The following is a 23,853-nucleotide window of genomic DNA, read 5'->3' as shown; positions in this document are numbered from 1 at the left end:
GGTCCTCCCCCGACGCGGCGGCGGCGGCCACGCAATACCGTCGAACACACCCTTTCAGGAAGGAGACGACCATGAGCGTCACCTTGGCCACGATCGCCGACGCCCTCATCGAGTTCATCCTCAGCCTCCTGCGCGACCCGGAGGCGGCGGCGGAGTTCGAGGCGGATCCGGAAGGGACCCTCGCCCAGCGCGGGCTCTCGGGCATGAGCGCCTCCGATGTGTGCGCGGTCGCCCCGATCATCGCCGAACGGCCCGACGTCGTGCCGATGCAGGTCGTGAAGGTGGCCGCCCCGCCGACGCCGGCCCCCGACCCGGTCGTACGCGAGATCAAGACGATCACGTCGAACTTCTCGTACATCGACGACCGCGACACGGTGATCGACCAGTCCGTCAACCAGAACATCTGGGCGACCGGCGACGTCACGCAGGTGTTCGACCAGGAGGCCGTGGTCGCCTCCGGCGACGGCTCGATGGCGGCCGGCGACGACGCGACGGTGGACACCGACATCGATCAGTCGACGAACATCGACGCCGGCGACGACGTCGCGATCGACAGCGACATCGCCGAGACCACGACGACCGGCTCGAACAACACCCAGACGGAGACGACGACCACCACGGATGCGTCGACGGTCGCCACGATCGTCGGCTCGGGCAACACCGACACGACGGCGGAGACGGTCACGGACTCGTACGACGACAGCGCGTCGACCTACACCGAGACCACGGTCGACACGGACGCCACGACGGTGTTCGACTCGTCCGACACGACGATCTCGGACATGCCAGCCGATGACGACTTCTGATCTCGAGCGGCGGTCGCCGGGCAATGGCGCCCGGCGACCGGTCGCGCCGGCGCCGCAGCCGGCCACGGCACCTGAGACGGGGGAGGGTCGGGCCGCACCCGCCCGGCCCCCCCTCTCCGGCAAGGAGGGCGCGCCGATCATCGTGAAGCGGCCGGCGCCCGCCTCGGTGCGTATGAGTCAGCTCTCGTGGGTGCTCTCGCTCGCGGTGAGCGCATTTGCGGTCGTGTACCTGTTCGTGATCCGCACGCCGCAGCTCCCGGAGATCGTCGAGATCATCCGCGGCGTCGACGGCAGCCGGGCCGACGAGACGTACGAGACGGCCGCCGACATCGTGTTCTGGGTCGTGTTCGGGGCGTTCGTCGCGCTGTGGCTCGTCCAGGTGACGCTGCTCGTGTCGTTCTCCAACCGCCGACCGAACACGCGGTGGTGGCTCCTGGGCACCCTGCTGTTCCAGGGCCTCGCCTTCCTCGCGTGCCGGGAGCTCGTCGCGCTCGGTCAGCGTGGCGCGCCTCTCGTGCAGATCCAGCTGCTCGCCCTCGGACTCGCCGTCGTCGGACTGCTGTTCGCCGCGCTACCGGGAGCCCTGCGCTGGACCGCTCGCCAGCACGACGTCGGACGCTCCCCCGGCGTCGCGCCGTCCGTCACGCGAGACTGATCCGCCCGGTGCCGCGGCGTGCGCTCCGGCGCCGGCGAGGTCGGCCGCCACGCCCTCGACGCTGCGGACCACCATGCGGCACAGGTGCGCGGTGTAGCGGTCCGACAGCGGCGACTCGCTGAGCGCACGCCAGCGCGTGAGGAGCGACTGGACGCGGGCGTCCCGCTCCGGCCGACCGGCCGTGTCGGCGAGGCCGAGGCGCACCACCGGAGCGGTGCCCGCTCCGCCGAGGATCCGCTCGGCGTCGGCGACGTCGTCGACGGAGAGCGCCACCGGCGCAGTCCGCAGCTGGGCGAGGAGCGCGAGCTCCCGCAGCTCGTGGCTGCGCACCATGATGCGCTCGATCCCGCCCAGGACGGCGTCCGCTCCGGGGCGCGGACGCTCCCGCACGAGCTGCTCGACGCCCTGCAGCACGCCGCGGGCCTTCAGAGCGACGGCGCGCTGGCGGAAATGGTCGACGACGAACTCCTGCAGCGCGACCATCCCGGACTGCTGCACGAGCCGCTCGGCGAGTGCCGACGACGTGGTGGCGCCGCCCCGGATGAGCGCGGCCGCCAGCCGCACGCCGAACAGCCCGAACCGCTGCAGCAGATTCTCCCGGGCGGTGATGCTGAGCGACGTGGCCGCTGTCGGACGGACGAAGCGGTCGACGGAGACGAGCAGCTTCTCGCGCTCGGCACGATCCAGCCGCGCGAGCTCGCGCAGGGCGATGAACTCGCTCTCGCGCAGCGTGCGCGCGCCCTCGGCGAGGAGCCCCGCGATCGGCAGCACGCCCAGGGCCAGAGCCCGCAGCTCGCCGTCGCGTCGATAGCGATCGGCGATGCCGGCTGCCGAGACGAGCGAGTCGATGCGGCCCGAGCCGATCTCGTCGGCGCGTGAGAGCACCGCGACCGCGTTGACGGTCTGCGAGGCGCCGGCCGCGGTGTCGCGGAACGCCTCGAGGAAGCGCACGTCGCTGGAGTGGACATGACGCAGAAGGTAGATGATGGCGTCGGCGGCGGAGGGCGAGTTCTCCGGCACGAGGAACTCGACCGACCGCGCGGAGTTCTCCCGCGTGACCGACGCGATGCCCGGGGTGTCGATGAGGATCATCGAGCGCAGGCTCTCGGAAGGCCAGCCGACGTCGATCCACGCGACGTCCTCGGCGCGCGCAGACCCCAGATCGAGATCGAGGCGGCCGTCGGTGCGGCGCACGGGGAGGCGCTCGGTGGTGCCGTCGTGGCGGTGCATCGTGATGTGCGCCGTGACGGCATGGCGGTACCACGTGATCGTGCGCGTGCACTCGCCCGCATCCGTCGGCGCGATCCGCTCGCCGATCAGCGCGTTCAGAAGCGTCGACTTGCCGGCCTTCACGATGCCTGCGACGGCCACGCGCAGCGGTTCGCGGAGGCGCCGGCCATACCCGTCGAGCACCGCGGAGGTCGCCGGCTCGTCGGCGTACAGGACGTGCGCGGCCTCGATGACGTCGGCCACATCGCCGAGCGACGTGCGCATCAGCGCGCCCCGGCGACCGGCTCAATCGCGGGGATCTGCGAGCGCAGCGCCTCGATCTGACGCATCCGCGCCTCGAGCTCCTTGACGCGACCGTCGCGGTCGGCGGTGTACGTGGCGGCCGCCTGCTTCGCGGCGAGCACCGATTCGGCCAGCGACCGGTGCAGCTCGTCGGCGATCGCGCCGAAGTGATCGCGGGAGGCGCGCTGGACGAGGCGGAGCCGGTCCTTCAGCTGCTTGCCGACCTGGAACACGACATCCTCGATGTGGCGGCGCAGGAGGTTCTTCGCCTCAATCTGGCGCCGCGTGAGCCGCCCGCTCATGTCCTCGCGGTACGCGCGGCGTCCGACGAGCACCCCGGCGAGGAGGGAGAGCGGGTTGATGAGCGACAGGCCGACGAGGCTCGTCGCGAGGCCCACCATCAGCACGCCGCCGTACGAGCCGCGGACGCCGATGTAGATCTTCTCCGCCGCCCCCATGCGTCCTTCGTCGAGCGACTGCAGCTGCTCGACGGGATCGAGCACGCCCGTGACATCCCCCACGTCGATGAGCGGGATGCCGGCCTCACCTGCGAGGAACTCGTCGGCGACGCGCTCGGACAGCCACTGCGACCGCTCGTTGGTCCACACGAACGTCTCGGAGATCGCCGCCGACACCCGCTCGTCGACCCACTGGGCGATCTGGTCCCAGATGGGTCCGGGGTCGCCCTCCTCGATCGCCGTCTCCCCGTCGCGCTGCACACGCCGCAGCCGCTCGCGCAGGTCGTGCTCGGTGTCGGCGATGAGGTCGGCGATGCCGTCGCTGAGGGTCACCTGCCACCGAGCCGAGCGGCCGCGGAACTCGTCGGCGCGCGCCTTCGCGTCCTCCAGCTGCGCGAGCATGCGGGGGGTGTCCTCCGGATGCAGCAGCGCGTTCAGCTCGGTGCGGATCGACATTCCCAGCTGATCGAGCACCGAGGTCAGGTCGTGTGCGGCGGCGCGGCGGTGCAGCAGCTCGGCGCGGCCGAGCACGTCGCGGCGCAAGTGCGCGACGAGTGCGGGGAAGCCGGACTCGTCGTTGAGCTCGCGGTCCTGGTGCTCCGCGGCGAGCAGGCGCAGGTCGCTGGAGACCGCGAAGATCGGCACGTCGCCGATGCCGTCGAGGCGACCTCGGTCGATCTCCTGGATCTCGCGCCACTGCGGGTAGATGTCGGTCTTGCTCAGGACCGCCGCGACGTTCGGCGACATGCGCATCGCGTGCTGGAGGAACGTGAGCTCGGGCTCGGTGTACTCCTGCGACGCGTCGGACACGAGGATGACCGCGTGCGCCGTCGACAGGGCCGCGAGCGTCGCGAGCGATCGCGTCGACTCCAGGCCCCCGACGCCCGGCGAGTCGACGAGGCGCAGACCGCCGCGGAGGATCTCGCGCGGCACGAGCACCTCGGCCCCGACGATCGCGCGCCCGAGCCCCGCATCCGCCTGCCCCGACACATGCGCGTCGAGCTGGTCGAACGGAATGGGCACACGCTCGACGGTGGCATCGCCGCCGCCCTCGGGCCGCACGAACACGGCTGCCGACGGCTCGTCGCCCCACGCGACGGCCGTCGGCACCGCGGTGGCCACATCGTCGTCGACGGCGCACGCGGGAGCGTTGATGAGGGCGTTCACGAGCTTGCTCTTGCCCTGCTTGAACTGCCCCACCACGATCACGCGCACGTGCGGGTCGAGCAGTCGCGATCGCGTGTCGTCGAGACGTCTGGCCAGATCAGCGCGCCCCACCGCGCCGGTGAACGACCGCGTCCGCTCCACGAGTCTCACGAGCTCCGCCGGAGCGGTCTCGTCCGCCTTCCCTACGACGGGCGGCTCGGCGACGGTGCGGGTGTCGGATGCGGTCACGATGACTCCTTCGTCAGGCAGCGGGTCCGCCGGAGGACGGACCCATGCGATGGCCCCGGGTCGTGTTCCGACCCGGGGTCATCGCGCTCGGTGGACTCACCCGGTCGTCACAGGTCCACGTCGATGTCGGCGGCGCCGTCGACCACGGCGGCGACATCGCTGTCCCAGATGACGTTGGCGTCGACGTCCCACGTCTCGGTGGACTCGGTGTCCACCGTCTCGTTGAAGGATCCGTTGATCGCCAGGGTGTGGGAGTACTCGTTCCCCACGTTGTCGAGGTCCCACTCCTGTGAGTTGTCGACCGAGCTGATGTCGACGTTGTACTCGTTGCCCGAGTTGATCGTCTCCGTCACGGTCTTCGTGCTGCCGTCGATGAGGACGTCACCGCCGGCGGAGATGTTCGTCGACGCGTCGACCGTGTAGTCGAAGGTCAGGTCGCCGCCGGCGACCATCGCCCCCTCGCCGCTGCCGACGATCGCCGTCGGCGACACCCACTGGGCGACACCGCCGCCGGCCGCGATGTTCGCGTTGAGGGACTGGTCGACGACGGTGGCGCTGCCGCCCGCGGCGCCGCCGCCCCCGAAGCCCACCGAGTAGTCGCGGTTGCCCGCGTTCACCGAGTGGTCCGAGGCATCCGTCCACGTGTTCACGGAGTTGTCGGAGTTGTCGTCCGTCTCGCTCCAGTCGAAGGAGTTGTCCGACCCGTTCGAGCTGTTGTCGGTGTTGTAGGAGCCGTTGTGGAACGACCCGTCCGCCGTGTTCGTCTCGTTGCCACTGCCCTCGACGGAGTTGTCGGTGTTGCCGACGTTGTCGAGACCGACCGTCAGGTTGGCGTTGTTGGTGGTCGACGAGTTGAAGGAGTCGCGGATGCGGGTCTCCTCGCTCAGGTCGACGTCGTTGTTGTCGTACATGTCCTGCTCTCCCTGGTCTCAGCCGCGCGTCACAGCGTGATGTCGAGGTCGTCGGCGATCGCCGCGCCGTCGGAGTCGACGATCGCGTCGAGGTCGACGGTGATGCTCGTGTCGAACACCTGCGACGAGTCCTCGTTGAACGAGTCGGTCACGCTGGTGTCGTGGGTCCACGTGTTGTACGAGTCCTCGATGTCGACATCCATCGAGTTGTCCTCGTACGACCACGAGAAGTTCGACGTGTTGCCCGAGTCGATCGTCTCGGTGACGGTCTTGGTGCTGCCGTCGATGAGGACGTCGCCGCCCGCCGAGATGTTCGTGGACTGGTCGATGTCGTACGACACGTCGATGTCGCCGCCCGCGACCATCGAGTCCTCGCCCGAGCCGACGATCGCGGTCGAGCCCACCTGCTGGAGCACGGGCCCGTCGGCGAGGATGTTGGCGTTGAGCGACTGGTCGATGATCGTGGCGCTGCCCGCGCCGGCCGCCGCCGCCCCCTCGCCCCCCGCTCCCACCGAGTAGCTGCGCACGCCCGCGTTCACGGAGTTGTCGGAGCTGTCGGTGTAGGTGTTCTGCGAGTTGTCGGAGTGATCGTCGGTGCTGGAGTAGCTCCACGAGTTGCCCGAGTGGTTCGTCGAGTTGTCGGTGTTGTACGAGTTCCAGTGGAACGAGTCCGTCGCCGTGTTCTCGGTGTTGTCGCTGTCGGTGGTGGAGTTGTCCTCGTTGCCGGAGTCGGACACCGTCCACGTCGTCGTGGACGTGTTCGTCTCGTCGTCGTTGTACGAGTCGCGGATGACGTTGCTCAGGCTCGCACTGTACGTGTTGTCGTCGAAGGCCATGATTCCTTCCCTTTCCCGGGACAGTCGCCCCGACGTGTTGGTGACCTCACGGTACGAACGCGCGCCGTCTCGCCGCATCGGGGATGCCTCCGGGGTTTGCGGGCGGACCGGAGGGGGTCCCCGTCCGGGAACCCCCTATCGGCAGGGGGCACCGCAGCCCCCGCCTAGGGTGGGGTGGTGGACATCGCCGAGCTCACGACCCTGCTCACCCCCGCGGGCCTGCAGCTGGTCGACGAGGTGGGCGCCCTCTCGTCGACGGCCGAGGTCGCGCGCGCCGTGTCCCGGCTGCGGGCGGCGGGGCACTCCCCCGAGCTCGTGTCGGCGGTGGTGTCGCAGGCCAGCCTGCGCGTGCGCGCCCGGGCGAAGTTCGGCGAGTTCGCCGACCGCATGCTCTTCTCCCGCGCGGGGCTCGAGCAGGCGACGCGCCTGTCGGTCGCCGCCCGGCACGCCGGGCGCTTCCGCGCGGCGGGCATCCGCCGGGTCGCCGACCTCGGATGCGGCATCGGCGGCGATGCGCTGGGCATGGCGGCGCTCGGCCTCGAGGTGTCGGCCGTCGACGCCGACGAGGTCACGGCCGCGATCGCGGCGTTCAACCTCGCGCCCTTCGGGGAGAGCGTCACGGTCGCGCACGGGCGCGCCGAGGACGCGGACCCCGGCGCGGCGGATGCGGTGTGGCTCGACCCCGCCCGCCGCTCGGCGGGGCACGGCGAGACGGTGCGGGTGCGCGCGGCCGACTACTCCCCGCCGCTCCCGTGGGCGTGGGAGCAGCTGCGCGCACGGCCGGGCGGGATGAAGCTCGGGCCGGCGTTCGACCGCGACGAGCTGCCCCACGACGTCGAGGCGCAATGGGTGAGCGCCGACGGATCGACGATCGAGCTCGTGGCGTGGAGCGGCGCGCTCGCCCGGCCGGGCGTCCGGCGCGCCGCACTCGTGACGCGCGGCGACGACGCGTGGGAGCTCACCGCCGCCGCCGACGCGGCGGACGAGCCGGTGCGGGAGCTCGGCGCCTTCGTGCACGAGCCCGACGGCGCGGTCATCCGGGCCCGGCTGATCGGCGACGTCGCCCGTGCCCTGTCGGCCGGGATGCTCGCCCCCGCCATCGCGTACCTCACGGGCGACGCGGCCCTCACGAGTCCGTTCGTGTCGTCGTTCCGCGTGCGCGAGACGCTGCCGTTCGAGACGCGCGCGCTCGCGAAGGCGCTCCGCGCCCGCGGCATCGGCACGCTCGAGATCAAGAAGCGCGGCGTCGACGTCGATCCCGCCGCGCTGCGCACGAAGCTCGGCCTGCGCGGCGACGCGGCGGCGACCCTGCTCCTCACCCGCATCGGCGCGCGCCGGCTCGCGGTTCTCGCCGACCGGGTCTGACCGCTCCGCGTCTCGCGAGAACGCGCCCGTGCACGGTTCCGGGCGCGGAAACGGTGCATCCGCGCGCTCTCGCGAGGTGCCGCGCAGGTCAGAGCTGCGGGATCGCCCACAGCAGCCACCCGGCGCTGTAGACGAGCGAGAGCACGGCGAGCCCGAGCGCCCACCACGCGACACCGCGGGGCTCGACGGGCCGGCGCAGGGCGACGATCGCGACGACGACCGCCACGAGTCCGACGGGGGCCGCCCAGCCGACGAAGACGGATGCGGCGAGCGCGACGATCGCGAGGACGAGCGCGGCGGCGGCCACTCCGGTACGCGGCCGCGATGCCGCGGGGGCGGTGCGGACCGCGTCGGACACCGGCGGCGCACCTGTCGCGAGCGCAGCGTCCACGTGCGCGAGGTCGGGCGCGGTCGCGGGGCGGACGGCGGCGGCGGCCGCATCCGTGTCGGCACTGGTGCCCGCGGGTTCCGGCGCCTCGCGCTCGCTCATGCCGCCTCGTCGTCCGCAGCAGGGGCGACCTGGATCTCCGTGACCGGCAGCGTCGAATCGGCGCCGAACGCGAGCGTCGAGGGCGCGCGCCCGGCGGCGATCAGCTCGGCGGCGAGCGCGGCGATCATCGCGCCGTTGTCGGTGCACAGCGACAGCGGCGGGATCCGCACCGTGACACCCGCGGCCGCCGCGCGCTCGATCGCGACGTCGCGCAGGCGCCGGTTGGCGATGACACCGCCGCCGAGGAGCAGCCGCGGCACGCCGTAGCGCTCGCACGCGTCGAGCGCCTTCGTCACGAGCACGTCCACGACCGCCTCGCGGAACGACGCGGCGACGTCGGCGACCGGCACACCGTCGCCGCCTGACGCCTCCTGCGCCTCCACCCACCGCGCGACGGAGGTCTTCAGGCCCGAGAACGAGAAGTCGTACCGGTGGTGCGCCATGTCGGACGCGCGGGAGAGCCCCCGCGGGAACCGGATGGCGTCGGGGTCGCCGGAGGCGGCGGCACGATCGATCTCGGGACCCCCGGGGTAGGGCAGCCCGAGCAGGCGCGCGACCTTGTCGAACGCCTCGCCGGCGGCGTCGTCGACGGTCTCCCCCAGCAGCTCGACGTCGGAGGTGAGGTCGCGGACGAGGAGGAGCGACGTGTGGCCGCCGCTCACGAGCAGCGCCACGGTCGGGTACTCGAGGGGCTCGGCGTCGGGGGTGAGGATGTCGGCGGCGATGTGCCCGACGAGGTGGTTGACGGCGTACAGGGGCTTTCCGAGCGAGACCGCGAGGGCCTTCGCCGCGCCGATCCCGACCATGAGCGCGCCCGCGAGGCCCGGCCCGCTCGTGACCGCGACGGCGTCGAGGTCGTCCAGGCGCACGCCCGCCTCCTCGAGCGCGGCGTCCAGCGACGGACCGAGGGCCTCGAGGTGGGCGCGCGCGGCGACCTCGGGGACGACGCCGCCGTACCGGGCGTGCTCGGCCATGCTCGAGGCGATCGTGTTGCTCAGCAGCGTCCGGCCGCGGACGATCCCGATGCCGGTCTCGTCGCAGCTCGTCTCGATGCCGAGGACGAGAGGCTCGCGCGTCATGTGCACCACCCCGTCCGCGGGTCGCACGTCGCGCCGTCCCCGCCGACCCACTGCAGCGCGGGCGCCGGGCGCGCGGCCTGCCACGCCGGCAGGTCGAGGCGCATGACGATCGCGTCGACGTCGTCGGGCTGGTAGTAGTGCGGGCGCCGGCCCACCTCGGCGAACCCCTCGGAGGCGTAGAGCCGCTGGGCGACGGGGTTGTCGGCGCGCACCTCGAGGTACACGTCGCGCACGCCGCGCGCGCGGGCCTCCTCGAGCAGCGCGGTCAGCAGCATCCGTCCGCGCCCGCGACCGCGGAAGGCCTCGGCGATCGTGATGGTCTGCACGTCGGCGTCGCGCGCGCTCTTCGGGGCTCGAAGCCCGGCGTAGCCGGCGAGGCGGCCGGCCTCCTCGGCGACGACGTACCACCCGTGCGGGGAGGAGAGCTCCTCGCGCATCATCGCGTCGCTCCACGCGTCGCTCGGGAACGAGGCGCGCTCGAGCGCCATGATCGCGTCGAGATCGTCGGGTGTGGCAGGGCGGATGTTCATGCGCGCACCTTCTTCGCGACGTGCCCGACGGTGACGTCGGGCGAGCGCAGGTAGAGCGGCTCGTTCGGGCCGAGGATGCGGCCGGCGGCGACCGCACGGGCACCGACGAGGGCGAGCATCGCGGCGGACACGGATGCGGCGTCGCGGCGCTCGGCGCCGAGCTCGGCCACGCGCGCGTCGAGGTCGGCGCGGGGCACGAGCGCGGGCTCGGTGCGCCGCACCGGCAGCCCGTCGTCGTCGAGCCCGTCGTACACGGTGTACGCGAACTCGCGGCGACGCGCGTCGGTGACAACGGCGAAGGGCGCGGGCGCGTCGGCGCCGGCGAGCGCGGCCGACAGCAGCACGTCGAGGGCGACCGCGTCGTGACTCGGGACGGGCACGACGGGGAGATCCCGCCCGCGGGCGAAGGCGCGCGCCGCGGCGATGCCCACCCGCAGCCCCGTGAAGGGCCCCGGACCCATGCCGGCCACGACGTGGGTGATGCCGGCGCCGTCGACCTGGCGCAGCAGATCGCCGATGACCTCCGCGTGCGCGAGAGGGTCGGCGCTGCCCGCTTCGGCGACGACGTAGCCGTCCGCCTCGACGACGGCGACGGCCGTGCCGAGGGAGGTGTCGATGCCGAGGAACACCCCTCCAGCGTAATCGCGCCGAGGGTCGGGCATCCGGTCGGCGTCGTGCTGCGAACAACGAGCGTGGGGTGGCACATGCGGCAGGCGGCAGCCGGATCCGGGCTCGCGCGCACGGTCGTGGGCGGGAGCGCCGGTGGGCTGGTCGTGCGCGTGGGCGCGCGTGACGGCGACCGCGACGGCCCCCACGGCGACGATGTCGCGACCGTGTTGCTGCACGGCGCCGCCGGATCGTGGACGACGTGGACGCCGCTGCTGGCGGCGGCCGCGGCGTGCGGATGCCCGCTGCGCGACACCGTCGCCCCCGACCTGCCCGGCTGGGGCGAGAGCCCCGGCGCGATGAGCGGTCTCGGCGCGCTGGCCGACCGCGTCGCGGCGACGCTCCACGCGCTCGGCTACCGGCGGTGGCGTCTGATCGGGCACTCGCTCGGCGGCGCGCTCGCCCTCGAGATCGCGGCCCGGTTCCCGGACGACACGCTCTCGGCGACGCTCGTGTCGCCGAGCGGCGCGACCGTGCAGGCGGTCGCCCGCCACCCGATCGAAGCGGCGCCCCGGCTCCCCGCGTTCGCGGGCATGATCCTCGCGATGCGGATCCTCGCGGCACTCGGACCGCTGCGCGCGCCGCTCCTGCACGGGATGCGGCGCATCGGGCTGCTCCGCGTCCTCGCGGCGCCGCTCTTCGCCCACCCGGCGCGCGTGGACCCGGCGGTCACGGACGCGCTGGCCGACGAGATCCGCCCCGCCTCGTTCCTCGCCGCGGTCGACGCGGCGCGCGAGGTCGACATCGAGGGCTGGCGCCGCATCCGCTGCCCCGTGCACGTGGTGCGCGGCCGTCGCGACGTATTCGTCGGACGCGATGACGCGGCAGCGCTGCGCGCGGTCGTGCCGCACGCGCACGAGACCGTGCTCGCGACCGCGGGCCACTTCGCGCACGTCGAGGATCCCGACGCCGTGCTCGCGGTGCTCTCCCGCCTGCGGACCGTGTCTCCCGTCGTGTAGCGCGCGGCGGTCGGGCGCGCAGCCGCGTTCAGGGACGGCGGGAGATCGTCACGACGCGTGGGGCGTCATCGTCGAGCGCGGCCGTATGCGGGAGAATCGTGCCGCACGCCGAGTCGTTGCCGCGCCCGCCGGTCTGCGGCTCGATCTCGATCTCCCACCAGCTGTCGACCAGATGCTCGGCCTTCTCGCGCCCCCACTCGACGATGACGACCGAGCGGTCGGCGTCGAGGTCGAGATCGTCGAGCTCCATCGCGGAGCCGAGCCGGTACGCGTCGACGTGCACGAGCGGAGCGCCGCCCACGAGCGACGGATGCGTGCGGGCGAGCACGAAGGTCGGGCTCTGGATCGGTCCGCGCACCCCGAGGCCCTCCCCGATGCCGCGCGTGAGAGTCGTCTTGCCGGCGCCGAGCGGCCCCGTGAGCACCACGACGTCGCCCGCCTCGAGGACGCCGCCGAGCTGACGACCGAGCTCCTCCATGTCGGCCGGGCTCGTGATCTCCCGCCGTCCGAGGAAAGAGTCCGGAACGCTCATCCCACCTGCCTCCGCGGCACGCGCGCCCCGATGCGCGTGACGATCTCGTAATTGATGGTGCCCGCCGCATCCGCCCAGTCGCTCGCCGAGGGCACGCCCAGGGTCGGGTCGCCGAAGACCACGACCTCGTCGCCCACCGACACGTCGTGGTCGCCCATGTCGACGACGAACTGGTCCATCGCGATGCGGCCGGCCACGCGCGCGCGGACCCCGTTGATACGCACGGTGCCGGCACCCGACGCCTGGCGGGGCACGCCGTCGGCGTAGCCGAGCGGCACGAGCGCGAGCGTCGTGTCGCGCTCCGCGCGGAAGTCGTAGCCGTACGACACGCCGGTGCCCGCCGGCACGCGCCGCACCGCCGCGACGGCCGCGCGCAGCGTCATCGCCGGCCGGAGCCCCAGGTCGGCCGACGTGCGATCGGCGAACGGCGACAGCCCGTAGAGGCCGATCCCGATCCGCACGCAGTCCAGACGGGCCTCGGGCAGCGCGATCGCGGCGTGGGTCGCGGCGAGGTGTCGTACCCGCGGGCGCAAGCCCACGGATGCGGCGAGCGCGGTGGCCTCGTCGAACACCGCGAGGGCGGCACGGTCGTCGGCCTCCGACGCGTTGGACAGGTGCGAGAAGAGCCCTTCGACCCGTAGCCGTCCGATCCGCTCGAGGCGCGCGGCCTCGGCGAACAGCCGCCGCCACTCGTCGCGCGGTGCGCCGTTGCGCGACAGCCCGGTGTCGACCTTGAGGTGCACCGTCGCCACGCGGTCGCCGCGCCCGGCCGCGACGGCGGCGTCGAGCTGCGCCGATCCGGAGATGCCGAGCGCGACATCGGCGGCGACGGCCTCGGCGAAGTCGGGGTGGGGCGGATGCAGCCACGCGAGCACGGGCGCCGAGACACCGGCGCGCCGCAGCGCGAGCGCCTCGCCGACGTCGGCGACCCCGAGCCGCGTCGCACCGCCGTGCAGGGCGGCGACCGCGGCGCGCAGGGCGCCGTGACCGTAGCCGTCGGCCTTCACGACGGCCATCACCTCGACGCCGGTGAGACGGCGGATATGCCGGACGTTGTCGGCGATCGCGTCGAGGTCGATCTCCGCCTCGCGCATCGTGCCGGCGCGGAGGCTCATGCCGCCTCCAGCACGACGTACGCCGTCGCGAGTCCGGCGTCGTGGCTGAGCGACAGGTGGGTCGCGGTGACGCCGCGGGCCGCGAGCACATCGGCCGTCGATCCGCGGACAGCGAACGCGGGGCGACCCGACGGCTCCGACACGACCTCGATCTCGGTCCAGTGCACGCCGTCCGAGCCGCCGAGCGCCTTGATGAGGGCTTCCTTCGCCGCGTAGCGGGCTGCGAGCGAGCGCGGCTTCAGCATCCGCTCGCCCGGCGAGAACAGGCGCGTCAGCAGACGCGGGGTGCGCGAGAGCGAGCGCTCGAACCGCGGCACATCAACGAGGTCGACGCCGATTCCGACGATCATGGCCTCCCCCGTCGCTGTCGCCGCACACTGCACGCCCCTCGCGGGGCGCACGTCCAGCCTACCGGCGGGGGGTCACGCGCCGGCGAAGCGGGCGGAGTAGGCCGGCTTCAACTCTGCGAACCGTCGCTGCCATGCGTCCTCGCCGCCGAGGTCGGCGTCGGGGTCGGCGGTCACGGCGACCAGGCGCTCGAGGTAGGTCTGCCAGCCGGGTCCGTAGAACAGCGACTGCACGCCGTCGTGCTCGAGCACGAGACGCGTCCCGCCCTCGACGGGCTCGAGGCGCACGTGAAGGATCGTCGGCTCCTCTCCCGTGGCGTGCCACGTCGTGGTGAACGACCGCCCGGGCTCGCACGCGGTGATCCGGCCGCGGCCCCAAGCTTCGCCCTCCGACGACACCTCCCACGCCCCGCCGAGCCGCAGCTCACCGGTGTAGTCGGCCATCCAGCGCGCGAGGCGCTCCCGCGTGGTGACCGCGGCCCACAGGTCCGCCGCATCCGTCGCGTAGACCTCGTCGTACACCATCCGGTAGCGATCGCCGTCCTTGACGATCTCGGGGCTGTCCAGGCTCATGACGCGTCCTCTCTGAGCTGATCGGCGGCCGCGGCGCGGCGCCCGCGCGCGATTTCGGTGTGCAGCGCCTCGAGGCGCTGGGTCAACGGCGCCCGCAGCCGCGCGAGCGCCGCCTCGGCCGCGCGTGGCCCCGCGGGGTCGAGGGCGTACAGGCGACGGCTGCCGTCGGCGCGCACCGTCGCGAACCCCTGCTCGCGCAGCACCTTGAGATGCTGCGACACGGCCGGCTGACTGATGCCGAATTCCGCCCGGGCGAGGTCCACCAGCACGCCCGCGGTCTGCTCGCCGGTCGCGAGCACCTCGACGAGGCGTCGGCGGACGTCATCGGCGAGAACGGCGAACGGGTGCACGCCCGCAGCATATAAGCTGCGCCTTATAATTCCAACCGGCGGCGCGGAATTCAGGCTGCACGCGAGCGGCCGCGGACCGCACCCCCGGAATTCCGCGGATGGCGCGAGCCGCCGCATCCGCCCAGCCTGAATTCTGCGCGCCGCCCACGCCGCACCGGCTTCGGCCGCAGCCCGACGGGCCCGACCGCAGCCCTAACCCGGACCGCCCCGGCCGCACCGGCACGCCGCGCGGCCGCACGCTCACCACGCGCGAATTCAGGCTGCACGCGAGCGGCCGCGGGCCGCAGCCCCGGAATTCCGCGGATGGCGCGAGCCGCTGCATCCGCTCAGCCTGAATTCTGCGCGCCACCGACGGGAGGCGCGGCACGGAAGGCGCGCCCGGTGCGCGCGAGCGGCGTGGTGGGCTACTCGACCGTGACCGACTTGGCGAGATTGCGGGGCTGGTCGACGTCGAGGCCCTTCGCCTCGGCGAGGCCCATCGCGAAGATGTGCAGCGGCACGACGGCCAGCAGAGGCTCGAAGAACGGGGCGGCCAGCGGGATCCGCAGCACCTCGTCGGCGACGGGCAGCACGGCGGCGTCGCCTTCCTCCGCGATCGCGATGACGCGGGCGCCGCGGGCGCGGATCTCCTCGATGCTCGAGATCACCTTGCGGTGCATGTCGCCGGAGCCGCGTGGCGACGGGACGATGACGAACACCGGCTGGCCCGGCTCGATCAGCGCGATCGGCCCGTGCTTGAGCTCGCCGGCGGCGAAGCCCTCGGCGTGGATGTACGCGAGCTCCTTGAGCTTGAGCGCTCCCTCGAGGGCGATCGGGTAGCCCACGTGACGGCCGAGGAAAAGCACGGAGCGGGTGTCGCCCATCCAGTACGCGAACTGCTCGATGCGCGCCTGCTCTGTCTCGAGCACGCGCGAGATCTTCTCGGGGATCGCCTCGAGCTCCCGCGCCGCGGCCGCGATCGCCTCCGGCGTCATCGATCCGCGCAGCCGCGCGGTGTGCAGCGCGAACAGGTACAGCGCGGTGATCTGGGCGACGAACGCCTTCGTCGAGGCGACGGCGACCTCGGGGCCGGCGTGCGTGTAGACGATCGCGTCCGACTCGCGCGGGATGGTCGCGCCCTGCGTGTTGCAGATCGACAGCGTCCGCGCGCCCTGCTCGCGGGCGTACTTCACGGCCATGAGGGTGTCCATCGTCTCGCCCGACTGGCTGATCGACACGACCAGCGTCGAGGGCGAGAGCACGGGGTCGCGGTAGCGGAACTCGTGGGCGAGCTCGACGTCGACGGGCACGCGCGTCCAGTTCTCGATCGCGTACTTGCCCACCATGCCGGCGTAGGCGGCCGTGCCGCACGCGAGGATCAGGATGCGGTCGATGCCCGTGAGGAGGTCGTCCATCCCGTCGAGCTCGGGGATGTCGACGACGCCGTCGCGGATGCGGCCGCGCAGCGTGTCGGCGACGGCCACGGGCTCCTCCGAGACCTCCTTGGCCATGAACGACGACCAGCCGCCCTTCTCGGCGGCCGCCGCATCCCACGTGACCTCGAAGGGCTCGACCTCGACGGCGCCGCCGGTGAAGTCGGTCACCTCGACGCCCGTGGGGGTGATGACGACGATCTGGTCCTGCCCGATCGCGAGCGCGTTGCGCGTGTGCTCGACGAAGGCCGCGACGTCGGAGCCGAGGAAGTTCTCGCCCTCGCCCAGACCGATCACGAGCGGCGAGTTGCGGCGTGCGCCGACGACCACGCCAGGGTGGTCCTCGTGCATCGCGAGGAGGGTGAAGGCGCCCTCCAGACGCGAGACGACCGCGCGGAAGGCGGCGACGAGATCGTGCGTGCGGCCGTACTCGCGACCCAGGAGCACGGCGGCGACCTCGGTGTCGGTGTCACTGCGGAACGTGAAGCCTTCGGCGACGAGCTCCGACTTGAGCTCGGCGAAGTTCTCGATGATGCCGTTGTGGATGACCGCGAGCTTGTCGTCGTCCGCGAGGTGCGGGTGGGCGTTGCCGTCGGTCGGCCCGCCGTGGGTCGCCCACCGGGTGTGGCCGATGCCGGTCGTGCCGTCGGCGAGCGGGGTCGCCGTGAGGTCGTCGCGCAGCACCGCGAGCTTGCCGGCGCGCTTGCGCATCCCGAGGTTGCCGTCCCCGTCGATGACGGCGATGCCGGCCGAGTCGTAGCCGCGGTACTCCAGGCGGGCGAGCCCCGCGAGAAGGATGTCCTGGCTCTGCCGCGGGCCGACGTACCCGATGATTCCGCACATGAGCACTCATCCTAGGCGGCGTCGGCTGAGCGACCGCCCGGCGTGCTACCGCTCGACGCGGAGCGCGTCCTCGACACCCTCGGCGAGGACCGCGGCGATCTCCCGGAGCTGCGCGCGCTGCTCGTCGTCGAGGCGCTCGAGCACGAGCCCGCGGATCTGGGCGACGTGCGCCGGAGCCGCGCGGCGGAGCGCGTCGCGGCCCGCCTCGGTGAGCGCGGGGCGCTGTGCGCGGCGATCGGCCGCGCACAGCGTGCGCTCGACCCAGCCGCGCGCGGCGAGCGCGTCGATCGCGTGGCTCAGTCGCGACGGACTGAGGCCCGCGATGCGGGCGAGCTCCCCCATCGTGGGCGCGTCCGTACGCAGCAGGCTCGCGAGGATCGCGTAGTGCGCGTGGTTGATCCCCGTCTCCTCGCGGAGTGTGCGATCCAGCGCCTGCGGCAGCAGCTGCACGAAGCGGATGACGGGCAGCCACACCGCCATCTCGTCCTCGTCGAGGCGGTGCGCCGGCCGGACGGGGGTCGCGGTCATGCGGCCGGGAGCTCGATCGTGTGCGCCGTGTGATCGCGCTTGGCGGCGAGGTAACGCGCGTTCGCGCGCGACACGTGCACGCCGGTGCGCACGCGCTCGTCGACCTCGACGCCGTGCGCGGCCAGCTGCAGCGCCTTGTCGGCGTTGTTGCTGAGAAGGCGGATGCGCTCGGCGCCGACGGCGCGCAGCATCTGCGCAGCCGCGGTGTAGTCGCGCTCATCGTCGGCGTGGCCGAGCGCGCGGTTCGCCTCGTAGGTGTCGAGCCCGGCGTCCTGGAGCGCGTACGCGTCGAGCTTCGCGTACAGGCCGATGCCCCGGCCCTCCTGCCGCAGGTACAGGAGGAACCCGCCGTCGGCGGCGATGCGCTCGACGGCCTCCCGTAGCTGCGGCCCGCAGTCGCAGCGCAGAGACCCGAAGACGTCGCCCGTCAGGCATTCGCTGTGCGGGCGCACGAGCGGTGCGGCGCCGCCGCGCTGCATCCGCTCCAGCGCACCCCGCCAGTCGCCGAGCCCGAGCAGCAGGTGCTCCTTGAAGTCGGCGAGCCCGTCGAACGTGTGGACGTCGGCGTCCGTGGTGAAGCCGTCGGCGAAGCGCAGCGGAACCTGCACGGCGGTCCGGATGCTCGCCGAAGCGGATGCGGCGGCGGTGAGGGGCTCGGCGATGTCGGTCATGTCGGTCCTTACGTGAAGTCTCAAACATCACGGGCAACCGACGACGGGGCTCCGCTATTCCCCGCCGCGAAGACTCCCCGCCACGAAGACCGGGCGCGGAAAAGACGCGGGCCCTCTCGAGTTGCCCATTAGGGACTGGGTGACACGAGAGGGCCCACTACTCCGCCGCGGGCCCGCAGGACTCGCTTGGGGAACGATCCGCATGGGCTGCTGGGGACAGCCTGGGCGCCGCGCCGGAGGCGCCCCCCAGTGTAGTGCAGGCGCGGTGCGGCGCATCGGTCCGGCGCGCCCGAGATCTGTCCCCCATTCGGAGGACATTTTCCTTGATCGATGCGGGGAGCGGAGGTACTGTGTATCCGGCCGGATGGACGCTCGGGGGCTTCGCTGGGGGGCGAGGGCGCGACCATCGCGGCACACGCGAGGCGGCTGGGGAGCACGCATCGCGATATCGACCCTGCGCGTGTCACGGATCCGATACAAACGCGCGCAGGGTCGATACCCATGTGCGCCGGGTGCGGCTCACGGGCACGCGTCGTCGGCGATTCCGCCGACGGCGACGTCGTTGAGCGCCGGAGTGTGGACGATGACGGGCTCGTCCGCCGGACGCGCCGCGAGCACGAAGCGCAGCTCGACGGTCTCCGTCTCGCCCGGTGAGACATTCACCCGCACTGCGCTGGAGGGCCGACCGTCGTCCACGACGTTCGCGGACAAGAGGGCGCCTTCCTCCCCCGTCACCCCGCCGAACGCGGCTCCCGGCGGCGCCGACGCCGTGACGAGGGTGCCGATGTCACCGACCGCGGTGCCGAACAGTCCTCCGCCGGTCATGCTCTGCGGCCACGCGCGCGCATCGGCGGGCGCGGTGTTGGACAGCGTCACGCGCATGACGGCGGTCGTGCCGTCGACACTCGGGCATGACGCGAACCCCGCATCGACCGACACCGACAGATAACTGTCCATCTTCCCGCCGGTCGCGTCGTTGAGGTACACGCCGAATCCCGCGGCGCCGGCCGCCGCCACGCGCGCCGCCATGCCGCCCACGGGCGAGCCCGAGAGCGCGGCCTGCTCGGTCGCGTCGGCGCTCCACAGCGACACCCGCCCGTCGGCGATGGCCGGCGCGAGCGCACGCACCCAGTCGACCGGCCGGATGTCGGCGGTGAGGGCCCCGAACACGCGCGTCGTCACGTCCTCGAGGAACGCGGTCTGCGCCTCGGGGTCGAGAGTCGTGTACGGGTCGATCAGCAGCCGCCGGGGCAGCTCGTCGGCCGTCAGCGACGTCCCGTCGCCGAGCGCCACCGGACCGTGGACCTCCAGCAGTGCGCTGAGCACGAGCGGGTCGATCGCCAGCACGGCGTCGGGCCGGTCGCCATAGGCGGCGGCCCACCACGCCGAGGCCAGCTGCGCCGACAGCGCGAAGTCGGCCGTCATCGTCGCGTTCTGCACGAACCGTCCGACGACATCCCCGTACAGCGATGTCTGCGACGCGGGCACGGGCCCGATCGGCTGGTCGCGGTACGGGAACTGCGTCGAATCGGCCTGACGCACGAGCGTGATCGCGCCCTGGTCGACCTGGAGCTCGACGAAGGCGCCGGTGATGCCGCCCCCGGTCCGCGACTCGGCGGGGTTCTGCAGCATCACGAGCACCGAGCGCGGACCGTCGGAGCCGAGGAGTCCCGGCAGCACGACGGCGGCCCGCGCGACGCCGTCCACGACCGCCGCACCGCCGTCGAGGAGCGCGCGCGCCTGCGAGACGGCCCCGGCCAGCGGCGGAACGAGCGCGCCCTCGTCGATCCCGGCGACCGCGGAGTCGGCGTCGGCCCACACCCGCGCCGCGGCGGCGAGGTCGTCGCGCTGCGCGGAGAGGGCCGCCGTGTCGATGCTCCCGCCCGCGGCGCTGCGCGCGGCGGCGAGCACCGGCGCGAGCCCGTCGTCGGACACCGCCGCCACGTGATCCGCGACGGTCCGGACGGCGGCGAGCTGCGCGCCCGCCCACGGGACGACCTCCAGCGCGCGCCACACCGGCCCGTCCGCCGCGTCCCGAGCCGCTCGCGTGTGCTCCTGCACCCGCTCGAGCGCGGCCGCCGCGGCGGTGTCGTCGCCCGCCTGCACAGCGGACACCACGTCGGAGCCTGCGGCGGATGCGGAGATCAGCTCGCCCCGCGCATGCCACGCCTGGAGTCCGACCCAGACGACGGCGACCACGGCGGCCGCACCCGCGACCGCGCATGCGAGGGCGATGCTGCGCCGCATCCGCCGACGGGCGGCGGATGCCACGGCGTCAGCCTTCGCGACGACGACGGAACGGCCGCAGGACCGCTCCGAACGCGACGAGGGCGACCCCGACGATGCCGAGCGCCGGCACCCACGACGGCAGGCCGGTCGCGGCGAGACCGCCGAGCGCAGCCGGCTGCGCGCACGTGGTCGCCGACAGCGGCAGCGTCAGCGGGTCGGCCACCTGCGGCTCGAGCCGGATGGTCGCCGTCGTCGACGGATCGGCCATCGCGTCGCTCGGCCAGGGCACCGATCCGGAGATCCCGGCGGCCGTCACGGTGCCGAGCGCCACGGTCACCGCGCGGGATCCCGTGCCGAGCACGAGCGTCGCATCGGCGACGACCCCGTCCGGCGGATCGGTGACCTGCACCCGATAGTCGATGATCGGATCGCCCGTGCTGCAGCCCGCGGCGACGGCCGATCCGGCCAGCGTCGGAGCCGATGGATTCACCGGCGTGTAATTACCTTCTGCGGCATTCACCGTCGCGGGTGCACCCAAGAGCACCCCGACGAGAACCGCGCTTGCGATCGTGCGCATGCGGTTTTCGCTCCCCCCAAAATGAGCCCGCAGGCTCTCAACTCCCCAGTGGAGTGCCTGCTGGTCGAGGACTATACCCCGGAACCCCGCACGCCGGAAACGGCCGTCCACAGACTCGCCGAGATTCGGACTTTCCTTTTCGGCGGACGTGTGCGTATGCTCGGTCCCGCCACCAGGCGTCGCAAGATGCCGAGGTCGCCACTCCGAGGGGTCGGAGCGGCGAAGACCTTCCGGTCTGGGGTCGGAAGCATGGTCGCCTCAGGTGGTGCTCAGCGGGATAGGGCCCGCTGTCTGGGGAAAATTGGGGAACGACGTCCATGGGGAGACGTTATTTGGCGTACCCGCGCACCGTCGGAGGTGCGCGGCTGCGCATCATCGACGGTGCGCGGGCACGCGTAGACCGGTGCCCGAGCGGCACCGAGCGCCTCAGCGCGCACTCCGGAGCCCACTCATGAGCTCCGTCGAGATCGCGACCGCGGGCGCGGCGTGGCCGGTCACGCTGGCAACGCCCGTCGCCGCAGCACCGGCCTTCACGGCACCGGCCTTCACCTCGCCCACGCTCACTGCCGCCGGCGGACTCGAGCGCGCCATGCGACCACGCTCCACCGCCGCGCTCGAGCGGCGCCTCACGTGGGAGCGCGCCTACCGCGTGCGTCTCGCGGTCACCGACAGTGTCGTGGTGCTCGCCACCACCGTCGTCGCCTCGCTCGCCCACCTGGCCATCAGCGCACCGGACTGGGCCGTGGAAGACCCGTGGGTCCTCGCGCGGATCCCGCTCGCGACGGCCGTCACGTGGCTGATCGCCCTGTGGGCGATGCAGACGCGCGAGCCCCGCACGACCGGCACCGGCAGCACCGAGTACGTCCGCGTGGCGCACGCCACGGGCCTCGCGTTCGGGCTCGTCGCCATCGCCTTCGTCGCGTTCCAGTGGCCGGGCCTGCGCGGTCAGCTCGTCGTCGGGCTGCCGCTCGGGATGCTCGCGCTGCTGGCCTCGCGCCGCATGTGGCGTCGCTGGCTCTACACGCAGCGCCGCCGCGGCGAATTCGTGTCCCGCGCCCTCGTGGTCGGCCGCCGTGCCGACGTCGAGCGCGTCATCGGGACGCTCCAGCGGGACGACCGGCTCGGCTACGACGTCGTAGGGACGACGTTGGACGGCGAATCCGCGGCCGAGCTGGTCGTCCGCTCCCGACGCTATCCGGCCCTCGGCACGCCGGAGACCGCCGCGCGAGTTGCTCGCGACGTCGGCGCCGACACGATCGTCGTGGCGAGCGACCTCGCCGATCCCGACGTCATCCGCCGCCTGGGATGGGAGCTCGAGGGCGCGGCCGCCGACCTGGTCCTCTCGAGCCGGCTGACCGATGTCGCGGGTCCGCGGATCGCGCTGCGCCACCTCGACGGCCTGCCGCTCATGCAGGTGCGCATCCCGACCTTCGACGGCCCGCGCCACGCGTACAAGCGTGCGCTCGACATCGCCGTCGCGGCCGCCGCCCTGGTCCCGATCGCGCTGATCGCTCCGGTGATCGCGCTCGCCATTGCGATCGACTCGCCCGGTCCGGTCTTCTACCGCCAGCGTCGCGTGGGACTGAACGGCCGCGAGTTCGACATGATCAAGTTCCGCACCATGCGCGTGGGCGCCGACGCGGAGGTCGAGGCGCTCGCCGCGGCGAACGACGGCGCGGGGCTGCTGTTCAAGCTGCGCTCCGACCCCCGGGTCACCCGCGTCGGCGCGGTGCTGCGCAAGTACTCCCTCGATGAGCTGCCGCAGTTCTGGAATGTCCTGCGCGGCGACATGAGCGTCGTGGGCCCGCGTCCGCCGCTGCCGCGCGAGGTCGGCGGCTACGACGGCCCGGTCTTCCGCCGGCTGTACATCCGGCCCGGCATCACGGGACTGTGGCAGATCAGCGGCCGCAGCGACCTGTCCTGGGAGGAGAGCGTCCGGCTCGACCTCCACTACGTCGAGAACTGGTCGGTCATGTCCGACCTCATGATCATCGCCCGCACGGCGAAGGTCATGGTCCGCGGAACGGGGGCGTACTAGCCATGACACTCGAGAAGCCCATCATCACCACCGCACGCACGGGTATCGCGGCGGCACCGGCAGCGGGGCCGGTCGCACCCGCCACGCGCGCCGCCGCACGGCAGGAGCGCGACGCCGCGCACCGGCTCGACGCGATCGCGACCGTCGACATCGCGGCGTGCCCGGTGCACGTCACCGACGAGTCCGGTGCGCTGCAGGTCATCGCCGACTCGGCCCGGCGGCCGCATCCGGCGCCGCTCGCGGTGTCGTCGATCAACCTCGATCACGTGCACCACTTCGGCGAGGGCCGGCGGCATCTCGGCGACGGCGGCGTGCAGTGGCTGCACCTCATCGACGGCGCGCCGATCGCGCATCAGGTCCACCGCGTCACGGGTGCCGACGCGCCGCGACTGGCCGGGAGCGACCTGATCCCGCACATCCTCGACGACGCCGACACGCGTGGCCTGACGGTCGCCGTGCTCGGTGGATCGCCCGAGGTGACCGGAGCACTCCAGGACCGCATGGCCGCTTCGTGGCCCGGCGTCCGGTTCGCGGGGCATTGGACCCCCGCACGCGAGGAGCTCGACGATCCTGCACGCTCGGCCGCCATTGCGGCCGAGCTGCGCGACGCGGGCACCGACATCCTCCTCGTCTGCCTCGGGAAGCCGAGGCAGGAGGAATGGATCGACACATATGGATTGGCCACCGGCGCGGGGGCGCTGCTGGCTTTCGGGGCGGTCGTCGACTTCCTCGCCGGCCGCGTCTCGCGCGCGCCGCGCTGGGTGTCACGCGTCGGCCTCGAGTGGTTGTGGCGGCTCATGCTCGAGCCACGGCGGCTGGCGCGACGGTACCTCATCGAGGGACCTCCGGCGTATCTCGCCGTCAGGCGGTCGCCTTTCCCCCAAAGAGCATGAGCCGCCACTTGAACGTCCCGGACGGGTGTGCCCCTCACCCGTCCGGGCGCCCAGCGGTCCCGGGTGGGTGAGCCCCTCACCCA

24 protein-coding genes are annotated in these 23,853 nt (G+C 72.9%); 6 read left to right on the top strand and 18 right to left on the bottom strand.

What is annotated here, in order from left to right; genetic code table 11:
- Positions 1–71 precede the first annotated feature (71 nt).
- Positions 72–806, top strand: coding sequence for an IniB N-terminal domain-containing protein (locus EI169_RS04245; protein ID WP_125131226.1), 735 nt, complete (start codon positions 72–74; stop codon positions 804–806).
- Positions 793–1,461, top strand: a complete 669-nt coding sequence (locus EI169_RS04240; RefSeq protein ID WP_125131225.1) for a hypothetical protein — start codon at positions 793–795, stop codon at positions 1,459–1,461. The genes EI169_RS04245 and EI169_RS04240 overlap by 14 nt, the downstream gene beginning before the upstream one ends.
- Here the strand turns inward: EI169_RS04240 and EI169_RS04235 are convergent.
- From EI169_RS04235 to EI169_RS04220, 4 genes are all read right to left on the bottom strand, one after another.
- A complete protein-coding gene (locus EI169_RS04235) occupies positions 1,378–2,955 on the bottom strand; it encodes a dynamin family protein (protein ID WP_125131224.1) in 1,578 nt (525 codons plus the stop codon). The two genes, EI169_RS04240 and EI169_RS04235, sit on opposite strands and share 84 nt — an antisense overlap.
- Positions 2,955–4,826 carry a dynamin family protein gene (locus EI169_RS04230; protein WP_164515435.1) on the bottom strand — a complete coding sequence of 624 codons (1,872 nt, stop codon included), beginning with the start codon at positions 4,824–4,826 and terminating at the stop codon, positions 2,955–2,957. The genes EI169_RS04235 and EI169_RS04230 overlap by 1 nt, the downstream gene beginning before the upstream one ends.
- 107 nt (positions 4,827–4,933) lie before the next feature.
- Complete coding sequence (locus EI169_RS04225; protein WP_125131223.1) at positions 4,934–5,737, bottom strand: hypothetical protein; 804 nt, start codon at positions 5,735–5,737, stop codon at positions 4,934–4,936.
- A gap of 29 nt (positions 5,738–5,766) precedes the next feature.
- A complete protein-coding gene (locus EI169_RS04220; protein WP_125131222.1) occupies positions 5,767–6,573 on the bottom strand; it encodes a hypothetical protein in 807 nt (268 codons plus the stop codon).
- Positions 6,574–6,750: 177 nt separating this feature from the next.
- On the opposite strand from EI169_RS04220, the gene EI169_RS04215 reads away from it, so the two are divergent.
- Positions 6,751–7,938, top strand: a complete 1,188-nt coding sequence (locus EI169_RS04215; RefSeq protein ID WP_125131221.1) for a class I SAM-dependent methyltransferase — start codon at positions 6,751–6,753, stop codon at positions 7,936–7,938.
- A gap of 88 nt (positions 7,939–8,026) precedes the next feature.
- On the opposite strand, the gene EI169_RS04210 is transcribed toward EI169_RS04215, so the two are convergent.
- From EI169_RS04210 to tsaB, 4 genes are read right to left on the bottom strand one after another with little or no spacing between them, the layout of a single operon-like run.
- Positions 8,027–8,428, bottom strand: coding sequence for a hypothetical protein (locus tag EI169_RS04210; RefSeq protein WP_125131220.1), 402 nt, complete (start codon positions 8,426–8,428; stop codon positions 8,027–8,029).
- Positions 8,425–9,507, bottom strand: a complete 1,083-nt coding sequence (gene tsaD, locus EI169_RS04205; RefSeq protein WP_125131219.1) for a tRNA (adenosine(37)-N6)-threonylcarbamoyltransferase complex transferase subunit TsaD — start codon at positions 9,505–9,507, stop codon at positions 8,425–8,427. Before tsaD ends, EI169_RS04210 begins: the two co-directional genes overlap by 4 nt.
- Positions 9,504–10,037 (bottom strand): ribosomal protein S18-alanine N-acetyltransferase, encoded by a 534-nt coding sequence (gene rimI / locus EI169_RS04200; protein ID WP_125131218.1) that lies wholly within the window; start codon positions 10,035–10,037, stop codon positions 9,504–9,506. The genes tsaD and rimI overlap by 4 nt, the downstream gene beginning before the upstream one ends.
- A complete protein-coding gene (tsaB, locus tag EI169_RS04195; RefSeq protein WP_125131217.1) occupies positions 10,034–10,666 on the bottom strand; it encodes a tRNA (adenosine(37)-N6)-threonylcarbamoyltransferase complex dimerization subunit type 1 TsaB in 633 nt (210 codons plus the stop codon). The genes rimI and tsaB overlap by 4 nt, the downstream gene beginning before the upstream one ends.
- A 75-nt stretch (positions 10,667–10,741) precedes the next feature.
- Here tsaB and EI169_RS04190 point away from each other — a divergent pair, with 75 nt between their 5' ends.
- A complete protein-coding gene (locus tag EI169_RS04190) occupies positions 10,742–11,662 on the top strand; it encodes an alpha/beta hydrolase (RefSeq protein ID WP_125131216.1) in 921 nt (306 codons plus the stop codon).
- A gap of 28 nt (positions 11,663–11,690) precedes the next feature.
- Here the strand turns inward: EI169_RS04190 and tsaE are convergent, their stop codons facing one another.
- The 10 genes from tsaE to EI169_RS04140 all read right to left on the bottom strand — a co-directional run bounded on the left by tsaE (position 11,691) and on the right by EI169_RS04140 (position 20,839).
- Positions 11,691–12,194, bottom strand: a complete 504-nt coding sequence (tsaE, locus tag EI169_RS04185) for a tRNA (adenosine(37)-N6)-threonylcarbamoyltransferase complex ATPase subunit type 1 TsaE (protein ID WP_125131215.1) — start codon at positions 12,192–12,194, stop codon at positions 11,691–11,693.
- Positions 12,191–13,309 (bottom strand): alanine racemase, encoded by a 1,119-nt coding sequence (alr, locus tag EI169_RS04180; protein WP_125131214.1) that lies wholly within the window; start codon positions 13,307–13,309, stop codon positions 12,191–12,193. Before alr ends, tsaE begins: the two co-directional genes overlap by 4 nt.
- Positions 13,306–13,659, bottom strand: coding sequence for a holo-ACP synthase (locus EI169_RS04175; RefSeq protein ID WP_125131213.1), 354 nt, complete (start codon positions 13,657–13,659; stop codon positions 13,306–13,308). The genes alr and EI169_RS04175 overlap by 4 nt, the downstream gene beginning before the upstream one ends.
- A 72-nt stretch (positions 13,660–13,731) precedes the next feature.
- Complete coding sequence (locus EI169_RS04170; protein ID WP_125131212.1) at positions 13,732–14,229, bottom strand: SRPBCC domain-containing protein; 498 nt, start codon at positions 14,227–14,229, stop codon at positions 13,732–13,734.
- Entirely contained in the window at positions 14,226–14,579 is a 354-nt protein-coding gene (locus tag EI169_RS04165) for a metalloregulator ArsR/SmtB family transcription factor (RefSeq protein ID WP_125131211.1), read from the bottom strand. Before EI169_RS04165 ends, EI169_RS04170 begins: the two co-directional genes overlap by 4 nt.
- Before the next feature lie 404 nt (positions 14,580–14,983).
- Positions 14,984–16,834, bottom strand: coding sequence for a glutamine--fructose-6-phosphate transaminase (isomerizing) (gene glmS / locus EI169_RS04160; protein WP_125131210.1), 1,851 nt, complete (start codon positions 16,832–16,834; stop codon positions 14,984–14,986).
- 45 nt (positions 16,835–16,879) lie between these two features.
- Complete coding sequence (locus EI169_RS04155; RefSeq protein WP_125131209.1) at positions 16,880–17,362, bottom strand: MarR family transcriptional regulator; 483 nt, start codon at positions 17,360–17,362, stop codon at positions 16,880–16,882.
- Positions 17,359–18,033: a GTP cyclohydrolase II gene (ribA, locus tag EI169_RS04150; protein ID WP_125131208.1), complete on the bottom strand. Its 675-nt coding sequence runs from the start codon at positions 18,031–18,033 to the stop codon at positions 17,359–17,361. Before ribA ends, EI169_RS04155 begins: the two co-directional genes overlap by 4 nt.
- A 519-nt stretch (positions 18,034–18,552) precedes the next feature.
- On the bottom strand, positions 18,553–20,304 hold the full coding sequence (locus tag EI169_RS04145; RefSeq protein WP_125131207.1) for a DUF4012 domain-containing protein: 1,752 nt from the start codon (positions 20,302–20,304) through the stop codon (positions 18,553–18,555).
- A gap of 4 nt (positions 20,305–20,308) precedes the next feature.
- Positions 20,309–20,839 carry a hypothetical protein gene (locus EI169_RS04140; protein WP_125131206.1) on the bottom strand — a complete coding sequence of 177 codons (531 nt, stop codon included), beginning with the start codon at positions 20,837–20,839 and terminating at the stop codon, positions 20,309–20,311.
- Between the two features lie 451 nt (positions 20,840–21,290).
- Between EI169_RS04140 and EI169_RS04135 the strand changes: the two genes are divergently transcribed.
- Both EI169_RS04135 and EI169_RS04130 read left to right on the top strand, forming a co-directional pair.
- On the top strand, positions 21,291–22,877 hold the full coding sequence (locus EI169_RS04135) for a sugar transferase (protein ID WP_240640626.1): 1,587 nt from the start codon (positions 21,291–21,293) through the stop codon (positions 22,875–22,877).
- Between the two features lie 2 nt (positions 22,878–22,879).
- Positions 22,880–23,770, top strand: coding sequence for a WecB/TagA/CpsF family glycosyltransferase (locus tag EI169_RS04130; RefSeq protein ID WP_125131205.1), 891 nt, complete (start codon positions 22,880–22,882; stop codon positions 23,768–23,770).
- The last annotated feature ends 83 nt before the right edge of the window (positions 23,771–23,853 follow it).

The sequence above is a fragment of the Microbacterium sp. 10M-3C3 genome (assembly GCF_003931875.1).
In the GTDB taxonomy this organism is placed as follows: Bacteria; Actinomycetota; Actinomycetes; order Actinomycetales; family Microbacteriaceae; genus Microbacterium.
This window is presented reverse-complemented; position numbering and strand designations above follow the sequence as displayed.